The organism is Achromobacter xylosoxidans (assembly GCF_014490035.1).
Classification (GTDB): domain Bacteria; phylum Pseudomonadota; class Gammaproteobacteria; order Burkholderiales; family Burkholderiaceae_B; genus Achromobacter; species Achromobacter bronchisepticus_A.
Window position 1 is genome coordinate 2,493,731 of record NZ_CP061008.1, and the last position, 23,569, is coordinate 2,517,299.

At 67.4% G+C, this 23,569-nt stretch carries 8 protein-coding genes; 2 read left to right on the forward strand and 6 right to left on the reverse strand.

The features are described from left to right. Positions 1-9: 9 nt before the first annotated feature. The 6 genes from IAG39_RS11725 to IAG39_RS11750 all read right to left on the reverse strand — a co-directional run bounded on the left by IAG39_RS11725 (position 10) and on the right by IAG39_RS11750 (position 7,764). A complete protein-coding gene (locus IAG39_RS11725) occupies positions 10-1,749 on the reverse strand; it encodes a peptidase M14 (protein ID WP_118934717.1) in 1,740 nt (579 codons plus the stop codon). A gap of 34 nt (positions 1,750-1,783) precedes the next feature. Then, the gene (locus IAG39_RS11730) at positions 1,784-2,653 is read right to left on the reverse strand and encodes an ABC transporter permease (RefSeq protein ID WP_118934718.1); all 870 of its coding nucleotides are present in this window, start codon (positions 2,651-2,653) and stop codon (positions 1,784-1,786) included. 5 nt (positions 2,654-2,658) lie between these two features. Further along, positions 2,659-3,582, reverse strand: coding sequence for an ABC transporter permease (locus IAG39_RS11735; RefSeq protein WP_054452620.1), 924 nt, complete (start codon positions 3,580-3,582; stop codon positions 2,659-2,661). Positions 3,583-3,800: 218 nt separating this feature from the next. Continuing rightward, a complete protein-coding gene (locus IAG39_RS11740) occupies positions 3,801-5,333 on the reverse strand; it encodes an ABC transporter substrate-binding protein (RefSeq protein WP_118934720.1) in 1,533 nt (510 codons plus the stop codon). A gap of 55 nt (positions 5,334-5,388) precedes the next feature. Continuing rightward, positions 5,389-7,242, reverse strand: a complete 1,854-nt coding sequence (locus IAG39_RS11745; protein WP_118934723.1) for a dipeptide ABC transporter ATP-binding protein — start codon at positions 7,240-7,242, stop codon at positions 5,389-5,391. 9 nt (positions 7,243-7,251) lie between these two features. Further along, the gene (locus tag IAG39_RS11750) at positions 7,252-7,764 is read right to left on the reverse strand and encodes a winged helix DNA-binding protein (protein WP_059372716.1); all 513 of its coding nucleotides are present in this window, start codon (positions 7,762-7,764) and stop codon (positions 7,252-7,254) included. 446 nt (positions 7,765-8,210) lie between these two features. Here IAG39_RS11750 and IAG39_RS11755 point away from each other — a divergent pair, with 446 nt between their 5' ends. Both IAG39_RS11755 and IAG39_RS11760 read left to right on the forward strand, forming a co-directional pair. Then, the gene (locus IAG39_RS11755; RefSeq protein ID WP_118934725.1) at positions 8,211-9,917 is read left to right on the forward strand and encodes a ShlB/FhaC/HecB family hemolysin secretion/activation protein; all 1,707 of its coding nucleotides are present in this window, start codon (positions 8,211-8,213) and stop codon (positions 9,915-9,917) included. 55 nt (positions 9,918-9,972) lie between these two features. After that, on the forward strand, positions 9,973-23,568 hold the full coding sequence (locus IAG39_RS11760) for a hemagglutinin repeat-containing protein (protein ID WP_187774100.1): 13,596 nt from the start codon (positions 9,973-9,975) through the stop codon (positions 23,566-23,568). Position 23,569: the final 1 nt, after the last annotated feature.

The window sequence follows — 23,569 nt, forward strand, 5'->3', positions numbered from 1 at the left end:
TTTTTGCCGCTAGAGCCCTGCGCGGTAGAGCTCGGTCGCCGCCAGGACGGTTTCCATCTGTACAGTATGCGCGAAAACGAAGCGGTCGCCGTAGACGGTTTCATCCGGAAACTCGGAAATCAACGCCATGGGCAAGTCTTCGCGGTCGCTTTCGCTGATCTGCACCGGGATGCCGTTCAGTACGTCGAATCCGGTTTCGAGCGCGTGCGCCTGGAATAGTTCAAGTTGCCGCGCGTTGAACTCGACCAGGCCGGGAACGTTGCGGGCCAGCCTGGCGGTAACGCCCTCGATCAGGCGGCGGGCGCGGTCGCCCCAGCCCGGGTGATGGCGCAGCACCAGGAAGAAGCCCTTGGGGATGGTCCACAGCTCGAAATGGCGCGGCAGGTAGCCGGATAGCGGCCGGGTCCATTCATGGGCGGGATAGCCGTGCAGGTTGATGTGCAGCTGAGCGCCGCTGATGGCGTGCGCCTGGTGGCGGCCTTCGCGTTCGAAGAACGGGGCGCGTTCGCGGTAGGCGATGTCGTCGCCCAGCGCGCTGTAGCGCGAGGCATGCAGCATGTGGCGCGGATGGTGCGCGCGCAGGCGGTTGAACAGCGCGTAGCCGTCCGGATTTTCGGCGGCGATCAGGGCGAAATGCGCGTCGCCGCGCTCGGCCAGCGTCTGCGCGGCGCGCAGGGCGCCGACCACGCCGGAAGTTTCATTGGCGTGCTGCGCGCCCGAGATGAACACTGCGGGGCCGGGACCGCGCAGGTACGTACCCAGCACCGGACGGCCCTGGCGCGATACGGCCTGGAAGGTATCGCCGCCGAACGCCGCCATGCAGCTGGCGATCTGGCCGGCCGACAGCGGTTCGCGGACCTGGGCCAGCGGCGCATCGAGCGGCGCGGGCGCAACGGGCGCCAAGGCGTCGAAATGCTCCAGCGATATCAGCACGCGCGCTGCGCCGTCGTGGCGGCGGATGTCGGGAATGATCTGGCCGGGTTGCAGGCCGCGGTCGCCGGACGGGCGGCCCGAGTGCTTCTGGAAGTGTTCCAGCAGCGAAAAATAGATGTCTTCGTGCAGCGCTTCGAAGGTGCTGACGATTTCCTCGTCCACCGGCAGGGCGAAGTCGATGCCCGGCAAATCCACGCGGATTTCCAGGCGCTCGAAATAGGGCTCGTGCGCGCCCCAGGCATGGCTGCGCACCGTGTCCACGATGGCGCGGAACGCCTGCTGGTATTCGGTGGCCTGGGCGGCATCGGTCTGCAGCACGCCTTCGGCGTCGCGCACGCGCAGCCAGCCGGTGGGCGACAGCTCGGGCGTGCCATCCTGGGCGTAGCCGACCTGGTTGGGCGCATAGACGCGGGTATCGAGCTTGCGGCCATCGGCGTAGCGCAGGCTGACGTCGTAGTGCAGATCGTCGGCGCCGGGCTGCATAGCGACTTCCACGCCTTGCAGCAGCGCGATGAGCGGATAGGCTTCCAGGGTGAAGCGCTTGGCCTGGGCGTGTTCGTGCAGCGGATAGCGCACCACGACGGACGCCAGCCCTTCGCGCTCGACCTCTTCCAGGAAGTAGTGCAGCAGCGGCTTGTAGGCGCTGCGAAAGCGCGCGGTGACGCCGGCTTGCGCCAGGCGCTCCTGGGCCGCGCGGCGCGCCTCCACGCCTTCGAACAGCCAGCCTTCCACGACCGCGCCGCGCCAGGCCGGCGCCATGTAGGCATGGGTCCAGGCGTCCAGCGTGCGGTCGAATGTTTTTTCCAGCAAAGACATACTCGATATTCCTTTCAGACGGACCGGGGCGGCTTCAGACCTTGCCGGTCGGGTCCAGGCGGTCGCGCAGCCAGTCGCCCAGCAGGTTCAGGCCCAGCACCGTCAGCATGATGGCCAGGCCCGGAAAGACGCTGACCCACCAGGCCGTCTGCATATACGTGCGGCCGTCGGCAAGCATACCGCCCCAGCTCGGGATCATGGGATCCACGCCCAGGCCGAGGAAGGTCAGACTGCTTTCCAGCAGGATGTTGTTGGCGACGTTCAGCGTCATCAGGATGACCAGCGGCCCCAGCAGGTTGGGCACGATGTGGTGGCGGATCATGGCCAGGTCGCGCACGCCGAAGGCGCGGGCGGCCAGCACGAACTCGCGCTCGCGCAGGGCCAGGACCTGGGCGCGCACCAGGCGCGCATACTGCACCCACTGCGACACGATCATGAAGAAGATGACGTTGAACAGCCCGCCGCCCAGGATGGCGATGAAAGTGATGGCCACCAGGATGAACGGCAGCGCCAGCTGCACATCGGCAAAGCGCATGACGATCATGTCCCAGAAGCCGCGGTAGTAGCCGGCGATCAGGCCCATGACGATGCCCAGCAGCGCGCCGCCGACGACCGAGGCGAAGCCCACCGTCAGCGAGATCTTGCCGCCGACGATGACGCGGGCCAGCACGTCGCGGCCCAGCGGGTCGGTGCCGAAGGGGTGGGCCGCCGAGGTGAAGGGCGCCATCAGGCGGGCGGCCAGGTCCATGGCTTCGCCGCCGTCGGGGAACAGCCAGCCGGAGGTCAGCACCAGCACGATCATGGTGCCGGTCAGCAGCGCGCCCAGCACGAATTCCAGCGAGCGGTAGCGGCTGCGGGGCTTGGCCGCCTTGGGGGCGGCGGCGGTGGGGGTAGTAGTCTGCATAAGGCTCAGCGCGTGCGGATGCGGGGGTCGACGATGCCGTAGGCGATGTCGACGATCAGGTTGACCAGGACGATGACGGAGGCCAGCACGGTGACCGTGCCCTGCAGCACCGGGTAGTCGCGGCCGGAGATGGCGTCGAACGCCAGCGTACCCAGGCCGGGCCAGTTGAAGACCATTTCGATGACCACGATGCCGCCGATCAGGCCGCCGAATTGCAGGCCCAGGTAGGTGATGAGCGGAATCGCGCAGTTGCGCAGCGCGTGCTTGTACAGCACCACGCGTTCCTTCAGGCCTTTGCTGCGCGCCACCATGATGTATTGCGCCGACAGCGTTTCCAGCATGGTGGTGCGCACCAGGCGGATATTGGTGGCGCTGAGGATGATGGCCATCGTCAGCGACGGCAGCACCAGGCTGGCGGGCCCGCTCCAGCCGGACGGCGGCAGCAGCGGGAAGGTGATCGACAGCAGCAGCACCAGCATCAGCGCCAGCCAGAAATTGGGAAAGGACAGTCCCACCAGCGACAGGATGCGGATCGCCTGGTCCGTGGTCTTGCCGCGCTTGATCGCGGCCTGGATGCCCAGCGGCAGCGAGATCAGGATCGACGCCAGCAGCGAGGTGAATGCCAGCATCAGCGTGGCGGGCAGCGCATCGCCGATCAGCTTGGCGACCGACGTGCCGCCCATGAAGCTGCGGCCGAAATCGCCATGCAGCAGCCCCTGCATATAGGACAGGTACTGCTCGTAGAACGGGCGGTTCAGGCCCAGCGCCTGGCGGATATTGGCCAGGTCCTGCTCAGTGACGCTGCCCGAACCCTGGCTGAGCATCAGCGCGGGGTCGCCGGTCAGGCGCACGGCATAGGAGACGAGCAGCGTCACGGCCACGATCACGAAGACGGCCTGCAACACGCGTTTGATGAGAAATCCGGTCATAAGTCGCCGTCCCGGCTTGCGCCGGGACGGGTCGGTAAGGTTAATGCCTCAAGGCAGCGCCAAAAGCATTCCAAAAAAAGTGCCGGTTGTTCATAGCGCCATCGCACCATGAGCAACCGGTCCTCCCCCAGCGGGATGCCGCGGATCCGGGCTCTGCCGGTCCGCAGGCATGCCCCCCTGGGGGGGAAGCGCGCAGCGCTTCGGGGGGGGGACCTACTCTACTCCACAGAAGCGTTCAGGAAACGGAAGCGGATGTCGCCCGGCACTTCCAGATCCTTCACGCGCTTGTTCACCCCGACGATCGTGTTCAGGCTGTACAGCGGCATTTCCAGCGCCTGGTCGGCCACGTAGCCGGCGATCTCCTGCAGCATGGCTTCGCGCTTCTTCACGTCGTAGACCGTGCGCTGCGCTTCCAGCATGCCGTTGAGCTTGGCGTCGTTGTCGTACGGGTTCCACTTCTGGCCCGTGTGGTACATCAGGTAGGCCGTGTTGTCGTAGTCGTAGGTCCAGCCGCCCCACTGGTTCTGCCACATTTCGCCGGTCTTGCCGCCGGGGATGATGTCGTTGAGCAGCACGCCGGTTTCATACGGCTTGATCGTGGCGCGCACGCCCACGCCTTGCAGGTAGCCCGAGACGGCCTGGGCCACTTCGCGGAAGTTCGAATCGCTGCCGCGCACGTCGATCTGCACGGTGGCGCCCGGCTTCACGCCGGCGGCGGCCAGCAGCTTCTTGGCTTCGGCTGGGTTGAAGGGCAGGGGCTTCTGCTCGGGGTTGTAGCCGAAGGACTGCGGACCCTGGAAGCTGGCGATGGTCTTGGCCTGGCCCAGCAGCAGCTGCTTGACGATGGCGTCGCGGTCCACGGCCATGATCAGCGCGCGGCGCACGTCGCGGTTCTGCGTGATGCCGCTCTTGGTGTTGTAGCGCAGCGCGAAAGCGACCGGGCCGCCGGTGGAGATGACGTCGGCGTTGCCGGACTTCTTCACGGTTTCGATCAGGCCCAGCGGAATCAGGGTGGCGACGTCGATGCGGCCGGCCTGCAGTTCGGCGACTTGCGTGCCCGGCTCACCGATGAAGCGGTAGACCACCTTGTCCAGCTTGGGCTTGCCGCCCCAGTAGTCGTCGTTGCGCGCCAGCGTCACGTTGACCTTGGGCTGGTAGCTTTCGAACTTGAACGGGCCGGTGCCGACCGGGTTGGTGTTGAAGTTGTCTTCGCCCTTTTCCTTGATGTATTTGGGCGGCACGATCATGGCGCCATAGCCGGCCAGCTTGGTCAGCAGGACGGGATCGGGCTGCTTCAGGATGAAGTCCACGGTGTATTCGTCCACCACCTTGATCTCGCCGATCGAGTCGTAGTTGGACTTCTGCGGGCCCTTGGCGCCTTCCGCGCCCAGGAGGCGCTCGAAGGTGAACTTCACGGCTTCGGCGTTGAAGGGTTCGCCGTTGTGGAACTTGACGCCTTCGCGCAGCTTGAAGCGCAGGCGCTTGTTGTCGTCCAGGTATTCCCAGCTGGTGGCCAGGCCCGGCTGCAGCTTGAGGTCGGCGCCGCGCATGGTCAGGCCGTCATACAGGTTGCTGCCCACCGAACCCCAGAAGGTCACGAAGGTGTCGATCGGGTCCCAGCTGCCCGGGTCCTGGTTGATGGCGACATTGAGCGTGCCGGCGGCGTGAGCGGTCACGAAGACGGCGGGCAGCGCGCCGCCCAGCGCCAGGGCCAGGGCGGTGGCGGTGTAGGTTTTGCGTAGGGAGAGCATGTTCAACTCCAGGAACGGGAAGCCGGGCGGGCCGACGTGAAAAAGGGGTTGCGGCTCAAGCCGCGCGGGCCACCTGGTGGCCGGGCGCGAATTCAACCAGGGGAATGATGGCGGGCTCGTCGCCGACGCGCCGCACCGGGCTGGGGATCTCGCCTTCGATCAGCGAGGTGTCGATGTGGCGGCCGGGTTCGGCCACCGGCACGGCGGCCAGCAGCTTCTTCGTGTACGCGTGTTGCGGCGATTCGAAAATCTGGCGGCGGGTGCCGAGTTCGACGATCTGGCCCAGGTACAGGACCGCGACGCGGTGGCTGACTTTCTCCACCACCGCCATGTCGTGCGTGATGAACAGATAGGACAGGCCGCGGTCCTTCTGCAGATCCATCAGCAGGTTCAGGATCTGCGCCTGGATCGACACGTCCAGCGCCGACACGGATTCGTCCGCGATGATCAGTTTGGGATTGCTGGCCAGTGCGCGCGCAATGCAAACGCGCTGGCGCTGCCCGCCCGAGAATTCATGCGGGTAGCGCTTGGCGTGTTCGGGCTTCAGGCCGACCTGTTCCAGCAGTTCGCCGATGCGGCGGGCGATGGCGTCTTCGCTGGTCAACAGGCCGTGCGTGCGGATCGGCTCGGCGATGCTGAACGCCACCGTCTTGCGCGGATCCAGCGAGGCGTAGGGATCCTGGAAGATGTACTGGATCTCCTGGCGCAGGCGCTGGCGGCCGGCGCTGTCCATCGAGAAAATGTCCTGGCCGTTGTAGCGCACGGCGCCCGAGGTCGGCGCCACCAGCTGCTGCAAGGTCTTGCCGATGGTGGACTTGCCGCTGCCGGACTCGCCCACCAGCGCCAGCGTTTCGCCGGGATAGACGTCGAAGCTCACTTCCTCGACGGCGTGCACGCGGTGCGTGACCCGGCCGAAGAAGTTGTGGCCCACGTCGAAGCGGGTGGTCAGTTTTTCCACGCGCAGCACGGGCTTGTCGTAGCGCGCGGTGTCCTGCTCGCGCGTCTCGCCCACTTCGCGCAGCGTGTCGCCTTCCAGCACGGTCTGCGGCGTGCGCAGCGGCAGGTCGCGGCCGGTCAGGCTGCCCAGGCGCGGCACCGCCGCCAGCAGCGCGCGGGTATAGGGATGCTTGGGCGCGTTGAAGATCTCGTCCACGGTGCCTTGCTCGACCTTCTTGCCGCGCAGCATCACGACCACGTCGTCGGCCATTTCCGCCACCACGCCCATGTCGTGCGTGATGAAGATCACCGCGGTGCCCAGGTCGCGCTGCAGTTCGCGGATGGTGTTCAGGATCTGCGCCTGGATGGTGACGTCCAGCGCGGTGGTCGGCTCGTCGGCGATCAGCAGGCGCGGCTGGCACGACAGCGCCATCGCGATCATCACGCGCTGGCGCATGCCGCCCGACAACTGGTGCGGGTAGCGGTCCAGCATCTGTTCGGCGTCCGGCAGGCGCACCTTCTCCAGCAGTTTGCGCGCCGCCAGGCGCGCGGCCGAGCGCGACAGCTGCTGGTGCAGCATGATGGCCTCGACGATCTGGTCGCCGACGGTGAACACCGGGTTCAGCGAGGTCATCGGCTCCTGGAAGATCATCGCGATGTCGTTGCCGCGGATGGCGCGCATGTCCTCATCGGAGGCCGCGGTCAGGTCGATCTCGCGGTCGGAGTCGTCGCGGAACAGGATCTGTCCCGTGGCGATGCGGCCGCTGGTGTAGTCGGTCAGGCGCATGATGGCCATGGACGTGACCGACTTGCCCGAGCCCGACTCGCCGACGATGGCCAGCGTCCTGCCGGGGCGCACCTCGAAATCCAGGTTGTCGACGGCGCGGAACACGCCATTTTCGGTATTGAAGTCGACCGACACGCCGCGCACGGACAGCAGCGGAGCGGAAGAAGATGCGGTGGTGCTAGACAACGTGGATTCTCACAGGGAGGTGGCGGCGCGGGCGGCCTGGTCGTACAGGCCCGAGAGGGCGCGCAGGGTGTTGGCCAGCTGATGGCTGGCGTCGTCCGCCGTGGGGGAGTCGATGAAGGGTTTGACGAGGCATTGCTCGCGCACTTCAGCGTAGCGCTGGATGGCGGCCGCGCCAGCGTCGGTCGCCGTGTAGATCACTTCCTTGCCCGTCTTGGCGCTTTGCACCACGCCCAGGCGCTCCAGCTTCTTCAACGAGTAATTCACCAGGTGGGTGTCTTCGACGTTGAGCGTGAAGCAGATGTCCGCCAATTTCTTGCCCCGGCCGCGGTGGAACACGTGGTTGAGCACCAGGATGTCCAGCGAGGTCAGCTCGGGCAGTCCGGCGCAGGCCATGCAGCGCACCATCCAGCGGTTGAACGCGTGCGAGGCGATGATCAGGCCGAATTCGACTTCGGAAAGCTCGGGGGCTGAAGAGGCCAGATGGGAGGAGGAAACAATGGCGTCCCGGACGGATACAGGCATGGGCTGGCAGGGGGAAGGGGACGGATCGGCGATAAAACGTTGGCGAATTATTGACGATTTGTTGATATGTCCGTATCGGGGATAACCCGTGTGCAAGCGGCCGGTCCTAGGTTTTGCCGCCAGATCTCGGACTTCTCCTATTTGCCCGCGACGCGTGTCCGCGTAAAAAAACACTGCCGGCTCGCGGGCTTCGAGCTGCTTGCGATTTGTTTCACATCAAATCGCTCCTGCTGCGATCGTGATAGTTCCGGGCTGCGGAACTATGGCATTCACGCATCAATTTGCGCTTCTTTATGCTCTAAGTTCGACCAATTCCGTTAATTTATGAGCTTATACATTCAGATATTTATTGTTATTAATTGTGCTTTAAGGCAAACTCGGAAAACATTTGGTTTCACAAAGCGATAACAAGGAGCGCCGCGCACGTCCGCAGGCGCCATACCGGCATGAATCACTATTGGCGCCTGCGCATGGCCGCGGGCATGTTGGCGGCTGGCTTTTTCCCGGCTGGATCCGGCGCGCAATCTCTGCCCGAGGCAGCAGTGCGCGCCACCGAAATCGAACGTCGCCAAGAGCAGGAAATTGGGGCGCAGCGCGCCCGAGCGGCCGAACGGCCGGACGTGCTGTCGCCCGCCGCGCCGGTAGCCGGCGGCCTGGTCCTGCCGGTCGAAACGCCTTGCTTTGCCCTGAAGGAAGTGGTTTGGGACGGAGCGCAGCCTGCCGAATCGCTGGCGCGGGCAGCCGACGCCGTCATTGGCCATTGCGTGGGCGGCCTGGGGTTGCGGGCCTTGCAGGAACATCTGATCGGCCTGCTGATCGATCGCGGACTCGTCACCGCGCGAGTGGTCGTGCCGGAACAATCCCTGGCCGCGGGCACGCTGACGCTGCGCTACCTGCCGGGCCGCATATCCGCCGTCAAGGGCGAGGGCGCCATCGGCTGGTGGCGCGCGGCCTTGCCCACGGGGCCGGGCGGTGAGGTGAACCAGCGCGACCTGGACCAGGCGCTGGAAAACATCCGCAGGCTGGGCAGCCAGGCCGACGCGTCCATCGACGTCGCGCCCGGGCCGGAGCTGGGCGATTCCGACATCCTCATCCGTCCCGGCACCGGCAAGCGCTGGCATGGGTACATCGGCGGCGACAACGCCGGCATGGACGCCATCGGCAAGTACCAGGTCAACGCCGGCCTGACCCTGGACTCGCCCCTGTTCCTGTACGACCAGCTGTCGGTGTCGTGGAACAGCAATGCGCGCTGGCGCGACGCCGAGTCGAACACGCGCGCCGCCTCCCTGAACTACAGCATTCCTTTCGGCTACTGGACCTTCTTCGCCGGCGCCAGCAAATCCACCTACCGGCAGACCGTGGCCGGCTTCGATGAACCCATCATCTACGGCGGCACCACCAAGCAGGTGCAGGCAGGCGTCTCGGTGGTGCCGTATCGCAGCGCCACCTACAAGGGCACGGCATCGCTGACCCTGCTGCGCAAGCGCACCACCAGCACGCTCAACGACGTGGACATCGAGGTGCAGCGGCGCGACGTCACCGGCTACGAGTTCAACCTGGGGCATCGCCACTATCTGGGCCGCGCCGCGCTGGACGTCGGCGGGGGCGTGCGCGGCACGCTGACCGGGCTGTCCGACCGGCCGGGCTACGTCTATGGCGATCCGGATTGGAACGGGCGCAGCACCATAGTGTCGGCCAATGCGGGCCTGTATCTGCCGTTCGAATTGGCGGAGCAGCCTTGGGCTTACCAGCTGAATTGGCAGATCCAGCACGCCAAGACCCCCATCGTGCCGTCCGACTACTTCACCATCGGCAACCGCTATGCGGTGCGGGGTTTCGACGGCCAGATGACGCTGGCCGCCGAGGACGGCTGGACCTTGCGCAACGACTTGTCGCTGGGCCTGGACAAGCTGCTGCGCGTGCCTGGCCACCAGTTGTACACGGGCCTGGACGTGGGCCGGGTGGGAGGCCCGTCGGCGGCGTCGCTGTCCGGCCGCACATTGGTCGGCGCCGTGGCCGGGCTGCGCGGACGGCTCGCCATGCCCTATGTCAACGCCAGCTATGACCTGTCTGCCGGCTGGCCGCTGAAAAAGCCCGAGTCCCTGAAAACCGCCTCGACCGTGTTCGCGGCGGTGCTGATGTTCGAGTTCTGATCCGGCGGCCTTGCGCCGCGAAACCGCAGTCCATCCTTAGTCCCACCGGATACGCATGATGTCCAAACTTCGCTCCCTCATAGTCTGGTCCGTCGTCTTCACCCAGGTCTGGTCGCCAGTATTGGCGCAGACCTTGCCGATCTCGGTGGACAAGAGCGTGGCGGGCGCGAAGCCCTCCGTCGGCGTCAGCAACGGCGTGCCGGTCATCAACATCGCGCCGCCGTCGGCGGGCGGCGTGTCCAACAACCGCTACACGCAATTCAACGTCGGCCCGTCCGGCGCGGTGCTCAACAACAGCGGCGGCGCCAGCCAGACCCAACTGGCGGGGCAGGTCGGCGGCAACCCCATGCTGGGCAATCAGCGCGCCAGCACCATTCTCAACCAGGTCACCGCGCCCAACCCGTCGCAACTGCTGGGCACGATGGAGGTGGCCGGCAACCGCGCCAACGTGATCGTCGCCAACCCGGCGGGCATCACCTGCAACGGCTGCGGTTTTTTGAACGCGGACCGCGCCACCTTGACCACGGGCAAGCCCCAGGTCGGACCGGACGGCAGCATCGGCTTCGATATTGCCTCGGGCAAGATCCGCGTCGAAGGCGCCGGCTTGAACGGCTCCAACCTCAGCCAGGTGGACCTGCTGGCGCGCACGCTGGAGATCAACGCGGACGTATGGGCCGACAAGCTCAACGTGACCGCAGGCGCGGCGCGCGTCGACTACGCCACGGGAGCCGTGTCCGCCCAGGCGGGCGAAGGCGCGGCGCCCGAGGTGGCGCTGGATACCGCGGCGCTGGGCGGCATGTATGCCAACAGCGTGCGCCTGATCGGCACCGAGGCCGGCGTGGGCGTGAACATCGGCGGCAACCTGGTGGCGCTGACCGGCGACCTGCAGGTTACGGCCGCGGGCGACGTCCGCATTGCGCCGCGCGGCACCGCGCAGGCAGCGGGCAATCTGCGTGTGGACAGCGGCCGCGATCTGGCCGTCCAAGGCGCGGCACAGGCCGGCGGCAGTGCGGCGCTTGTGGCTGCGCGCGACGTTTCCGTGCAGGGCGCGGCCGGCGCCGGTGGCGCCTTGACGCTCGATGCTGGCGGCGACGTGGCTGTCGGCGCGCAGGGCAGCCTGCGCACGCAAGGCGCCCTGCGCGTGGCGGCGGGCAAGGATATCTCCTTGTCGGGAGACCTGCTGACTTCGGACCAGGACGTGCGTGCGCAAGCCGGACGCAACCTGAAGGTGGCGGGCCGGACGGTCGCACCGCAGCCTGGGCAAGGCGGGAGCACGGGTGGCGGGACCGGCGCCGGTGCGGGAACCGGCAATGGTTCGGGCTCCGGCTCCGGGTCGGGGACTGGATCTGGATCGGCTACCGGCGGCGAACCCGGCAAGACTCCCGACCCGGCCGCGCCGGGCGAACCGAGTGGCGGCGTTTCCACGGCGGGCGGCGTGGTTTCCGCGAAGGAAGGCGTCACGTTGCAGGCGGGACGCGACATGCTGTTGTCGCGCCAGGTGTATGCGTCCGGCGTGTTGCAGGCGCAGGCGGGCGCGGACGCGGTGTCGGAGGCCGGCGCACAGTTGCAGTCGGCAGGCGGCATGGCGATACGCGCGGGTTCAGGCGTTACGCTGGCCGGCGCGGCCTTGACCGATGGCGCGATGTTGGTCGAATCCACGCGCGACCTGCGCCTGGACGGCAGCGCGCTGGCTTATGGCGGCGCGCTGGACCTGAAGAGCGGCGGCGATCTGCGCATGGGCGCGGCCAGCAAGGCGCAGGGCAAGCGTGTTGGAATCGATGCGGCGCGCGATCTGCGGGCCGATGGCGAACTGGTGTCGGAGACGGCCGCTGAACTGAAGGCCGGACGCGAGGCCGCGGTGGACGCCCGCGTGCTGGCGCGCGGCGATCTGGCCCTGAGCGCGCAAGGCGCCACGGCTGTCACCGGACAGGTGGAAGCGCTGGGTCGCGCGCGGCTGCAGTCCGGAGCAGGCATTTCGCTTGCGGGTAGCCTGAGCGGTAATCAGGGCGTGGACATGCGCGCGGCGGGTCCGCTCGCCATCAGCGGTGCGGTGGGCGCGGCAGCGGGTGAACTGACGCTGGCTTCCGGCGGCGACCTGTCGGTCAGCGGCAGCGCGCAGGCAGGCGGCCCGGTCAGGTTGAGCACGCAGGGCGCGCTGAACGTGGCGGGTACGGTCTCCTCGCTGGCCGGATTGACGGCCCAGGCCGCGCGCGATGCCGCGGTCGACGGCAAACTGCTGGCCGGCGGTCCGCTGCTGCTGGAAGCGATAGGCCAGGTGGCGGCGGGCGCGGACTCGCGTCTGCAATCGGACGGCGCCATGCAGCTGCGCGCCGGCCAAAACATGCTTCTGGCCGGCGTGGCGGAAACCAATGCCGGCCTGACGCTGGGCGCGGGCCGCGACCTGCGCATGGACGGCGCGGCGCTGGCCTATGGCGGCGTATTGTCGATGGATGCGGGCCAGGATCTGCGTTTGACCAATGCCAGCCGCACGCAGGGCGAGGGCGTGTCGGCGCGCGCGGGCGGTGACCTGCAGGCGGACGGCGCGATGGCCGCGCGCGGCGATATCGCATTGACCGCGGGGCGCGATGCGCAGCTCGGCGGCAAGACGGTCGCCACCAACGACGTGACGCTGAAGGGCGGACGCAATCTGGCCATTGCGCAGGGCGCGCAGCTGGAAGCGGAACGCTCCGCACAGATCCAGGCGGGGCAGGACGCCACGCTGGCCGGCGCTGTGCGCACCAATCAGGGCATACGCATCGACGCCGCCGGCAAGCTGCGGCTGGACGGAGAAACTTCGTCTGTCGCGGGCGCCATCGATTTGCTCGCAGGCGGCGACCTGTCCGTGGGCGCGCAGGGCAAGGCATACGCGGGCGGGGCGCTCAGCGGCGCAAGCGGCGGCGCGTTGCGCGTGGATGGCGAACTGGCCGGCCAGGGCGCGTTGACCTTCGTATCGGTGGGCGGCGCAACGGTGGACGGCAAGCTGCTGTCGGGCGACGCCTTGTCGTTGCGGGCAGGCAAGGACCTGCGCACGGGACAGACGGCGCAGCTGCAATCGTCCAAGAACATGACGCTGAGCGCGGGCCAGGACGCCAGCCTCGCGGGCGCTGCCCTGAGCGATGGCGGCATCGCGATCGACGCCACACGCGAGCTGCGCGTGGACGGCAGCGCGCTGGCCTACGGCGGCGGCTTGTCCATGAACGCCGGCAGCGATCTGCTGCTGGGGGCAGCCAGCAAGACGCAGGGCAAGGGCGTCACGGCCCAAGCCGGGCGCGACCTCATCACCGCCGGTGAAATGGTGGCGGCGGGATCAGCCGGCCTCACGGCGGGCCGCGACGCGGTGTTCGGCGCCAAGCTCGGCGCCGACGGCGACCTGACGCTGCGCGCGCAGGAATCGGCGAAGGTCACGGGCGAACTGCAAACGACGGGCGCGGCCAGCCTGCAAGCCGGCGGCGACGTGGCGCTGTCGGGCAGCCTGCTCAGCAACCAAGGCACGGAACTGCGCGCGGGAGGCGCGCTGGACCTCAGCGGCACGGCCGGCGCGGCTTCGGGCCCATTGACCCTGGCCTCGGACGGCGACATGACGGTGGGCGGCAGCGCCCAATCCGGCGGCCCCTTGTCCATGGTCGCGAAGGGCGCGCTGAACGTGGCGGGCACAGTGTCCTCGCTAGCCGGCTTGACGGCGCAAGCGGGAACCGATGCAACGGTCACGGGCAAGCTGCTGGCCGGCGGCCCGCTGCTGCTGGAGGCGATAGGACAGTTGCAGGCCGGCGCGGACGCGCGCCTCCAATCGGAAAGCGCCATGGCCTTGCGCGCGGGGCAGGACCTGGTCCTGGCCGGAGAGGCGGAAGCCAACAAGGGCGTGACGCTGGATGCCGGGCGCGACCTGCAGGTGGATGGCGCGGCGCTGGCCTACGGCGGCCAATTGGCCATGAACGCGGGCAAGGACCTGCGCTTGGGCGACGCCAGCCGCACGCAGGGCGTGGGCGTGGAGGCGCGCGCCATGGGCGATCTGCTGGCGGGCGGCGCCATGGCCGCGCGTGGCGACATCCTCTTGAGCGCGGGACGCGACGCGCGCATTGACAGCAAGGCCGCTGCCACCGGCAACACCTCGCTGATTGCCGCGCGTGACCTTGTCATGGGCAAGACGGCGCAATGGGACGTCGAAGGCGCTTCGCGCGCCCAGGCCGGCCAGGGCATGACGCTGGCCGGCGCCTGGCGCGGCAACGGCGACATGAACATCGACGCCGCGGGCAAGCTGTCCGTGGACGGCACGCTTGCCGCCAGTGCTGGCGGCCTGAGCTTGAACGCCGGCGGCGACCTGTCGATGGGCGAACTGGCGCGGGTCGCGGCCAAGGGCGCGGTCAACGTCACGACGCTGGGCGATCTCCGCGTGGCGGGCGCGCTCAGTTCGTTGGACGCCCTGACGCTACAGGCCGCGCGCAACGCGGCCGTGGCGGGGCAGGTCTACGCGGCGCGCGGTTTGGACCTGAAGGCAGGCCAGACGCTGACGGCGGCAGGCGGTTCGCACCTGCAATCCGACGCCTCGATGACGCTTGCGGCCGGGCAGGATCTGAACCTCGCCGGCACGGCGCTGGCCGAAGGCGGCATGTCGCTGGACGCATCGCGCGACCTGCGCGTGGACGGCAATGCACTCGCCTATGGCGGAGCGCTGCAGCTCAAGAGCGGCAATGACCTGCTGCTGGGCGCGGGCAGCCAGCTGCAAGGCAAGGGCGTGCAGGCTGACGCCGGGCGCGACCTGGCGCTGGGCGGCGTTCTGGTGTCCACCGCGGGCGCGGAACTCCAGGCGGTGCGCGATGCGCGCGTGGACGGCAAGCTGGGCGCCGACGGCGCGCTGGATCTTGGCGCCGGGGGCAATCTGCGCATCGGCGCGGCGGCGCAACTGGACGCCGCGGACCAGGCGCGCATTGCGGCTGCGGGCAACCTGGAGATGGCCGGCGTCGTGCGCGGCGACAAGGGCGCAAGCCTGGATGCCGGAGGTCGCCTGGATATGTCCGGCACGGCGGCATCCGCCAACGGCGCCCTGGACCTGAAAGCGGGTGAAGACCTGGCTCTGGCGGCCGGCAGCCGCGCGCTGTCTGGCGGCGCGCTGCAGGCGAGCGCGGGCGGTTCGCTGACGGCGGCGGGCACGATTTCCTCGCTGGCCGATCTGATCCTGGACGCGGTCGCCAATATCAGCCTCGACGGCCAGAACCTGGCCGCCGGCAACCTGACCCTACAGGCGGGCGGCGCTTTGGCCACCGGCGCGAACGCGCGCCTGCAGGCCGATGGCTCGGTCGATGTGCAGGCCGACAGCGCCACCTTGGCGGGCACGCTGGTGGCCGGGCAAGCCGCGACGCTGCGGATCGACAAGGATCTGGCGATAGACGGCACGGTCCTGGCCGACGCGGGCGCGCTCACGGTGGAGAGCGGCGGCGCCATGACACTGGGCGGTGCCAGCGCGCTGCAAGCGGGCGGACTGTTGCAAGCGCAGGCCGGCGGCAAGCTGCTGGCCAACGGTACGATTTCGGGCGAGCAGGACATTACGCTGAAGGCGGGCACGGACGCCGAACTGAACGGCAAGACCGTCGCCAACGGCACGCTTCGCGCAGATGCGGTCGGAAACCTGAGCATCGGCCAGGCCGGCCTGGCCCAGGGCAGCAACAAGCTGCTGCTGGGCGCGGGCCAGGACTTGCGCATCGCAGGCACGGCGGGCACCGCCACGGGCGCCGGCGCCGCGGGCGGCAGCTTGCAGGCGCAGGCGGGCCGCGACCTGTTCATCACGGGCACGGTGACCGCCGGTTCGCCCATCGTCCTGGGCGCGCAGCGCGACATCCGCATCGATGGCATCGCCACGGCGCTGGAAGGCGGCCTGACGGCCGACGCGGGCGGAAACCTGCTCGTCGGCGCGGGCGGTAGGATGCAGGCCTTCGACGGGCTGAACGCCCGCGCAGGCGGCAACCTGGGATCAGACGGCGTCATTGCCGCGGGCGGCGGCCTGACGCTCGCCGCAAGTGGAGACGTCCTGTTGGGCGGCCTTGCTGCCGCCCTGGGCGAACGCGCGGCGGGCAATGCCTCGATCACGGCGGGACGCGATCTCATCGTCAAACAGAACGGCCAACTGCAAGCCGCAGGCACGCTGACTGCCCGCGCGGATCGCGACCTGTACGCAACGGGCGCGCTGAGTTCGGTGGGCGACATGCTGCTGGCCGCCGCGCGCGACGCGCGAGTGGAGGGCACTGCCGCCGCCGATGCCAACCTGACGCTGACGGGCCGCGACGTGACCGTCGGCGCGGCCGGGCTGGCGCAGGCCGGCCGCACGTTGACCGCCACCGCGCAAGGCGTGCTGCAGGCGGCGGGGCGCATGCTGGCCGGCGGCTCGCAAACCTTGACCGCGGGCGACAAGATCACGGTCGACGGCACGGTGGCCGCCTTGCAAGGCAACTTGTCGCTTACCACGCAGCGCGGCGATATCGCGCTGGGCGCGGCGTCGCGCCTGCAGGCAGGGGGCGCGCTGACCGCGCAGGCGGGGGGCGCGCTTACCGCGCTCGGCTCGGCCGCCGCGGAACAAGGCATGACCTTGCGGGCCGGCACGGACGCGACGCTGGGCGGCATCGCCGCCACGCAGGCAGGCGACCTGGTCGCTAGCGCCGGCGGCAAACTCACCGTCACGGCGGACGGCCGCTTGCAGTCCGGCGCGGCGCTGGACCTGAGCGCGGGCGGCGCGCTGCTCAACGCGGGCATCGCGTCCGCGGGTACGAATGCCAAGCTGTGGGCGGGATCCACGCTGGACAACACCGGCTCGGTGCTGGCTGGCGGCGATCTCATCGCCACCGCCTTGGGCCAACTTTCCAATGGCGGCCGCTTCGTGGCGGGCGTGGGCGCCGACGGCTCGCTCAGCCAGCCGGGCAGCATCAGGTTGACCGGGGGTTCCATCGTTCATGGCGGCACCAGCCTCGCCGGCCGTGATCTGAGCCTGTCGGCAGGCAGTTTGAACCTGGCGGGCGGCAAGCTGTCCGCCATCGGCAAGGTCACGCTGGCCACGCCGGGTGATATCGACAGCCGCAACGCGGTCGTGCAGGGCGGCGCTCTGGATATCGCCGCCGCCAATCTTCACAACCAGGGCGGCAAACTGACGTCCACGGGCGATGCCGCGATCAAGCTGAGCGGCGCGTTGAACAACACTGGCGGGGTGGTCGCCGCCGCCGGCGATGCGCGCCTCGAAGCCGCAAGCATTGTCAACCGCGACGGCACGCTGGCAGCTCGCGACCTGACCGTCACGGCCACGGGCGCGGTGGACAACCGCGGCGGCCTGATCCAGGCCGACAATGTGCTGACGCTGAACGCCGCCAGCCTGGACAACAGCGGCACGCTGACCGCGGCCGGCACACCGCCCAAGGGCGTGCTGGGCAAGGTCGTCTCCATCATGGCCGACCGCGTCAACAACCAGGGCGGCTCCATCGAGGCGATCGAGGACCTGACCCTTACCACCAAGGAACTGGACAACACGGGCGGCACAGTCGCTTCCCAAGGCAACGCGCGCATTGTCGCGGACATGCTCAAGAACACCCAAGGCACGCTGCAGGCGGGCAAGAGCCTGACCGTCATCGCGCAGGCGCTGCAAGGGCTGGGCGTGCTGCAATCCGCGGGCGACCTGTCGTTCACGTATGCGGGCCCGCTGAACCAGGAGGGCGACATCTCCAGCGGCCGCGACCTCAACCTGTCGGTCGGCGGCGCGATGGACAACCGCGCCAAGATCAGCGCCGGCCGCGACCTGAGCATCTCGGCGGACTCGCTGAACAACCAGGCCTCCGGCCAATTGCTGGCCGGCGGCCAGAACCGCATCACGGTGACGCAGGGCCTGACCAACGCCGGCCTCATCGACGGAGGTTCCACCCGCATCACCGCGGGCCACGTCGACAACACCGGCCGCATCTACGGCGATGCCGTGTCGATCCAGGCAGGCGCCCTGGTCAACGGCGCGGGCGCGGGCGGCGGCGCCGTCATCGCATCGCGCGCGAACATGGACCTGGGCGTGGGATCGCTCATCAACCGCGACCACGCGTTGATCTACTCGGGCGCCGACCTGCGCATCGGCGGCGCGCTGGATGCCGCCGGCCGCGCCATCGGCCAGGCCGGTTCGCTGCTGAACGCCTCCGCCACCATTGAAGCGGCAGGCAATGCCGACATCTCGGCCGCGTCCATCCGCAATCAGAACGACCGCTACACCAGCGAAACGGTGCAGGTGTCCAGCACGTCCAAGGTGTACTTCACCCCGGCCGGCACCACCGACATGTACGACGCCGAGACCAATTGGCTGTGCGACGAAGTGACGCCGATGTGCAGCAAGGATCCGGCCTGGCTGGACGACGATCCCGAACGCATGTTCCTGCTGCCGTCCACCAAGTATCCGGCGTCGCGGTATGGGCCGCCGTTTGATTACGCGCCTAGCAAGAAGGGCAGGGGTGGCGAGACGTCGCCTATCACGCCGACCTATACCCCGCGTGACGTCGGCTGCAGCGGCGGCGACGCGGCCGATCTTTGCTGGGACACGCCGGAGAAGTTCCTCTACGGTTCCGGAGAGCGTATCTGGGCTGTCTTCGGTGTCACGCCACCGTCCGGCCCGATGCCGGTCTGGGTGCCGCCGCTCTACGACAACTGCGCGATCATCGATGGCTGCGCCGCCGAGAACGCGCGCCGCAAGGCCTACGAAGACGCCTACGCCGCGTACAAGGCGCCGCACATGGAGTTGGAAGCGCGCATCCGCGAGTTCAACGCCGACTTCAACAACCGCCTGGTGGGCACCTTCACCTACTACCGGGTGCAAGAGACGGTCACCGAAACCCGCACCCTGTCCTCCGACCCCGGCAAGATCCTGTCGGGCGGGGCCATGATGCTCACCGGCGCCGTCACCAACGACAAGAGCCAGATCGCCGCAGGCGGCACGCTCTCGGTAAACGGTCCCGCCATCAACAACATCGGCGCGGGCGGCGAGCGCACCATCACGCGCACAGGGACCATGACCGTCACCCAGGCGCGTTCGCGTGATCGCAAGGAATATTCCAGCGCTTACAACGCAACCCTGGCCGGCCAGCCCATCGAACTGCCGGTCGGCACGTCCGGCGGCAATGTCGCCGTCCAGCTCAACGGTTCCAAGCCCGGCGCCAGCAATGGCGGCGTCGCGCCCGGACCGGTGCTGGTCGCCAGCGTCGGCCTGCCCGGCGGCACGGTGGTGCGCACCGTCTCCAATCCTGCCGGTATTCCGGACAGCCAGCTCTACACCGTCAACGGCAGGCCGGACGCGCCTTACGTCGTCGCCACCGATCCGCGTTTCGTCGGCCAGCGTCCAACCGTCTCCAGCGACTACCTGCTGGACCTGCTGAGCCAGCCGGGCGCGCTGCCCGGCACCACCATCGGCAACGGCGCCGGCTCGGGCGGCGGCCTGGCAGGCCAACGCAACGACCAGCCCGGCGCGGCCGGCACGGTCAATGCGGGCGTCGGTGCGGGTTCGGTCTCGAACGCGGGCCAGGCCGGCGCCACGGTCGGCTCCAGCGGCGGCCTGGACGGCCAGCGCCTGGACGCGCAAGGCGTATCCGGCCCCGCCGGCGCCGCGTTCGGCGCGGGCGGCTCGCTCTCCGCCAGTGGCGCCACCGCCGCGGCCGACGGCCAGAACCTGTCCGGCGCGCGCCTGGGCAGCTGGGATTCCCTGGTGCCCGCAGGCGCCAAGTTCCTGACGCCTTCGGGCCAACCCAAGCGCCTGGGAGACGGCTTCTATGAACAGAAGCTCGTGTCCGACCAGATCCTTGCCACCACCGGCCAGCGCTTCCTCGACAAGTACAGCGACAACGACGGCCAGTACAAGGCCCTGCTCGCAGCCGGCGCGCAATTCGCCCGCGACAACGGCATCCAGCTCGGCGTCGCGCTGACCGAGGCGCAACAGCGCCAGCTCACCACCGACCTGGTCTGGCTGGTCGAACAGACCGTCACGCTGCCCGACGGCACCACCGAGACCGTGCTGGTCCCGCAGGTCTACCTGCTGGTGCGCGAAGGCGACCTGAAGGGCGACGGCACCCTCATGGCCGGCCGCAACGTCAAGCTGGAGGCCGAAGGCGACATCGTCAACAGCGGCACCATCGGCGCACGCGAAGCCACCGTCATGACCGCCGGCAACATCGTCAACCAGGGCGGCGGGCTGATCCAGGGTTCCACCGTCGACCTCGCCGCACGCGAGGATCTGACCAACCTGGTATCGCTGATCAAGGGCGACAACGTCGCCCTGAAGGCGGGGAACGACATCGCCCTGACGTCCACCGCAGCGTCCGAGAACTTCGGCAGCACCTGGGGCACGCACGTCAGCGGCGTGGCCCGTGTCGATGCCGGCAGCCTCAACATGCAGGCCGGCCGCGATATCACCCTGACCGCGGCGCAAGTCTCGGTCAAGGACGACGCGCGCCTGCAGGCTGGGCGCGACATCGCGCTGGAAACGCTTACGGAGAGCCATGGCGAATCGCTGGTCTTGAAGAAGAACAACCGCCACGACCTGAGCACCAGTTCGGAAGTCGGTTCGACCATCGCGGCGGGCGGCAACCTCACGCTGGTCGCGGGGCAGGACGTCAATGCGCGTGCGGCCGAAGTCACCGCAGGCAAGCAGCTGGCGGTGGGCGCGGGACGTGACATCAATCTGGTCGCAGGGGTGGAAACCGGCTCGGCCTACGACGAGGTCCGCTACAAGACCAAGAGCTTCCTGTCGTCCAAGACCACGCACACCATTACCTCCAGCGACTGGGAACAGGCCAAGGGGTCGACCTTTACCGGCGATACGGCGGTGTTGATGGCGGGGCGGGATTTGAATGTGGTGGGGTCGAATGTCATCGGCGACAACGAGGTCACGCTGATGGCGAATCGGGACATCAACATTGCCGCGGCGACCGAGTCGTACAAGGATTACCAGTACGAGAAGGTGACCAAGTCTGGCTTTGGCGGTGGTGGCGGCTTCAGCGTCGGCTATAGCAAGCAGCAACGAACCGACTGGATGAAGGGCGAAAGCGGAGGCTACTCCAGCAGCACTGTCGGCAGCGTGGGCGGCAATCTGACCATCGACGCCGGGCGCGACGTGGGGATCTTCGCCAGCAACGTACTGGCGCAGGACGGTGATATCTCGATCAGCGGCCGCAATGTGGCGATCGTCGCCGGCGTGGGTGAAGCCCGCCAGCACGAATACCACGAGTTCAAGCAGTCCGGAATCACGATAGGCGTGGCGGGCGGCGTGCTCGGTGCTGCCCAACAGATACACGGCACGCTCAAACAGGCAGACGACGCCAAGAGCAGCCGCCTGGCCGCGGTCAAGGTGGGCCAGGCCGCCTATCAGGCGGTGCAGGCCAATCGCATGCTGGAGGCGGCAGAAGGAGCCAACGCCACGGCAGCCGACAAGGAGAACGCCAGCGCCCAGATCCAGATCAGCATAGGCGCCAGCAAATCCGTCAGCGAAACGAAGCGCACGCAGGAATCGGTGTTCGGCTCTTCCGTCATGGGAGGCGGCAATGTCTCCATCGTGGCCCTGGGCGAGCGAGGCGTTCCAGGCTCGGGCAATCTGTCCATCATCGGAAGCGATGTCACTGGCAAGAACGTACTGCTGGGAGCCACGAACGATCTTTCGCTGTTGAGCCAGGCACAGAGTTCCACAGAGACCTCAACCAACAAGAACAGCGGCTGGAAGGTCGGTGTGGGCATCGGCGTGTCCGATAGCGGCAGTGGCGGAGGCATCAATATCTTCGCCAGCGGCTACATGGGCAGCGGCAACGCCAAGGGCAACGGCACGACGTACCGCGAAACCCAGATTAGCGCCCGCGACAACCTGACGCTGGCTTCGGGCCGCGACACGTTGCTGGAAGGCGCGCAGGCGCGCGCCGACAGCATCCGTGCAGACATCGGCAGGAATCTGACCATTGCCAGCCAGCAAGACACCGACCGCTACAACGCCAAGCAAAAGCAGGCCAACGCGGGTGGCAGCTTCAGCTTCGGTTCCATGACCGGCAGCGCCTACATCGGCGCCAGCACGGGCAAGACCAAGTCGAACTACGACAGCGTGATTGAGCAGTCCGGACTGTATGCGGGGTCGGGCGGCTTCGACGTCTCCGTGGGCAAACATACCCAACTCAACGGCGCGGTGATCGCCAGCGACGCCGATGCCGCGAAGAACAGGCTGTTGACGGAAACGTTGGGCTTTACCGATCTGAAGAACAAGGCCGACTACAAGTCCACCACCGTGGGCGTGAACCTGGGCATGTCAGGAGCCTTCGACGTTGCCAACAAGGGCGGCGCAAACAAGGCCGGTCCGTCAGGGTTCAGCTTCGGCCAAACCAGCGGCAGCGATTCCGGCACCACCTACGCTGCGATTGCTCCGGGGACGATTGAGGTGCGCTCGGACAAGGACAGCGGCCGGGATAGCACGGCGGGACTTAGCCGGGATACTGCCGGCGCGAACGGCAGCATCGGGCAGATCTTCGACAAGGACAAGGTCCGCGAGCAGTTGGAGTTCCAGCAAGCGTTCGGGCAGTTGGGGATGCAGCTTGCCGGGGATGCGCTGAAGACCCTAAAGGAGAAGGATCCGGATCTTTGGGGGGAAGGTAAGCCGGGCGCGATCGGGCTGCATGCTGCGGTGGCGGGGATAGCTGCAGCGTTGGGGGGAGGGAATGTAGCTGGGGCTGTAGCGGGCACGGTTGCTGGAGATCTCGCAACCAACTTGGTTAAGGAGCAGGTGGAACAAGCCGTTGCAGGCTTGTCAGGCGAAGCGCGAGAACAAGTTACCAGGGTGATTCTGAACGTCATCGGTAGTGCTGCTGGCGGGGCTGTTGGGGGGCTCAGCGGAGCAGGGGGAGCCTCCGTTGCGGACATGTACAACCGGCAATTGCATCCCGAAGAAAGGGCGGTCGCAAAAAAAATTGCCGATGCCATACGCGCGAAAGGTGGAGATGTTTCGCTTGAATATATTGAAGATCAAATGCGCCAGATGAGTTTCGTGATCGGAGGCACGACTTATCCTGGGGTACCTGATGTTCAGATTGGTGGTGTGACGCAAACTGACTCGGGAGCCGTATGGTCAAATGAGGCTGGCTCGGTTGTCTATGTTCAGAAAGCGGGAAAGGTGGATCCGGCTATTCAGGCATTCATAGCTGATTTCGTAAATAAAAGTGAAATTCCATATATGGCCCAGTATGTGCCTGCTCCGATTTTTCGTGATACTAGTCCACGAACAGGCTATATTCCAATTGATGATACTGTGGCTAGGTACTGCGCAACAGCCGAATGTGTAGCTGGTTTGACTCCGAACATGACTCAGCTGGGTCATGTTCAACAGGCGATTCGAGCTGCAGATAACGCCGCTTGGGTGTCGAGTATGGCCGGGAGAATCGCTGCTGCAGCAACTGCCGCGGGAAATGCCCCAGTTGCTGGTGCCGCCACCGCGATAGGTGCTGCAAGTAGTCTGTTCGAGCAAATGGTGAGGCCAAATTGGAAAAAATCTGTAAGTGATTCGACCGTTGATATGGTAGGCGCTTTTGCGTCAGATAGATATCCAGTGCTTGCGCCCGCTATTAATGAGCTTGCGGAGTTGGTAAAGAGCAATGGTTATTTGAATAGTGTTGGTAGGAGATAAC

Coding starts and splice junctions, on each gene's coding strand:
- IAG39_RS11725 (WP_118934717.1), bottom strand. CDS start 1,749: ATGTCTTTGCTGGAAAAAACATTCGACCGCACGCTGGACGCCTGGACC.
- IAG39_RS11730 (WP_118934718.1), bottom strand. CDS start 2,653: ATGCAGACTACTACCCCCACCGCCGCCGCCCCCAAGGCGGCCAAGCCC.
- IAG39_RS11735 (WP_054452620.1), bottom strand. CDS start 3,582: ATGACCGGATTTCTCATCAAACGCGTGTTGCAGGCCGTCTTCGTGATC.
- IAG39_RS11740 (WP_118934720.1), bottom strand. CDS start 5,333: ATGCTCTCCCTACGCAAAACCTACACCGCCACCGCCCTGGCCCTGGCG.
- IAG39_RS11750 (WP_059372716.1), bottom strand. CDS start 7,764: ATGCCTGTATCCGTCCGGGACGCCATTGTTTCCTCCTCCCATCTGGCC.
- IAG39_RS11755 (WP_118934725.1), top strand. CDS start 8,211: ATGAATCACTATTGGCGCCTGCGCATGGCCGCGGGCATGTTGGCGGCT.
- IAG39_RS11760 (WP_187774100.1), top strand. CDS start 9,973: ATGATGTCCAAACTTCGCTCCCTCATAGTCTGGTCCGTCGTCTTCACC.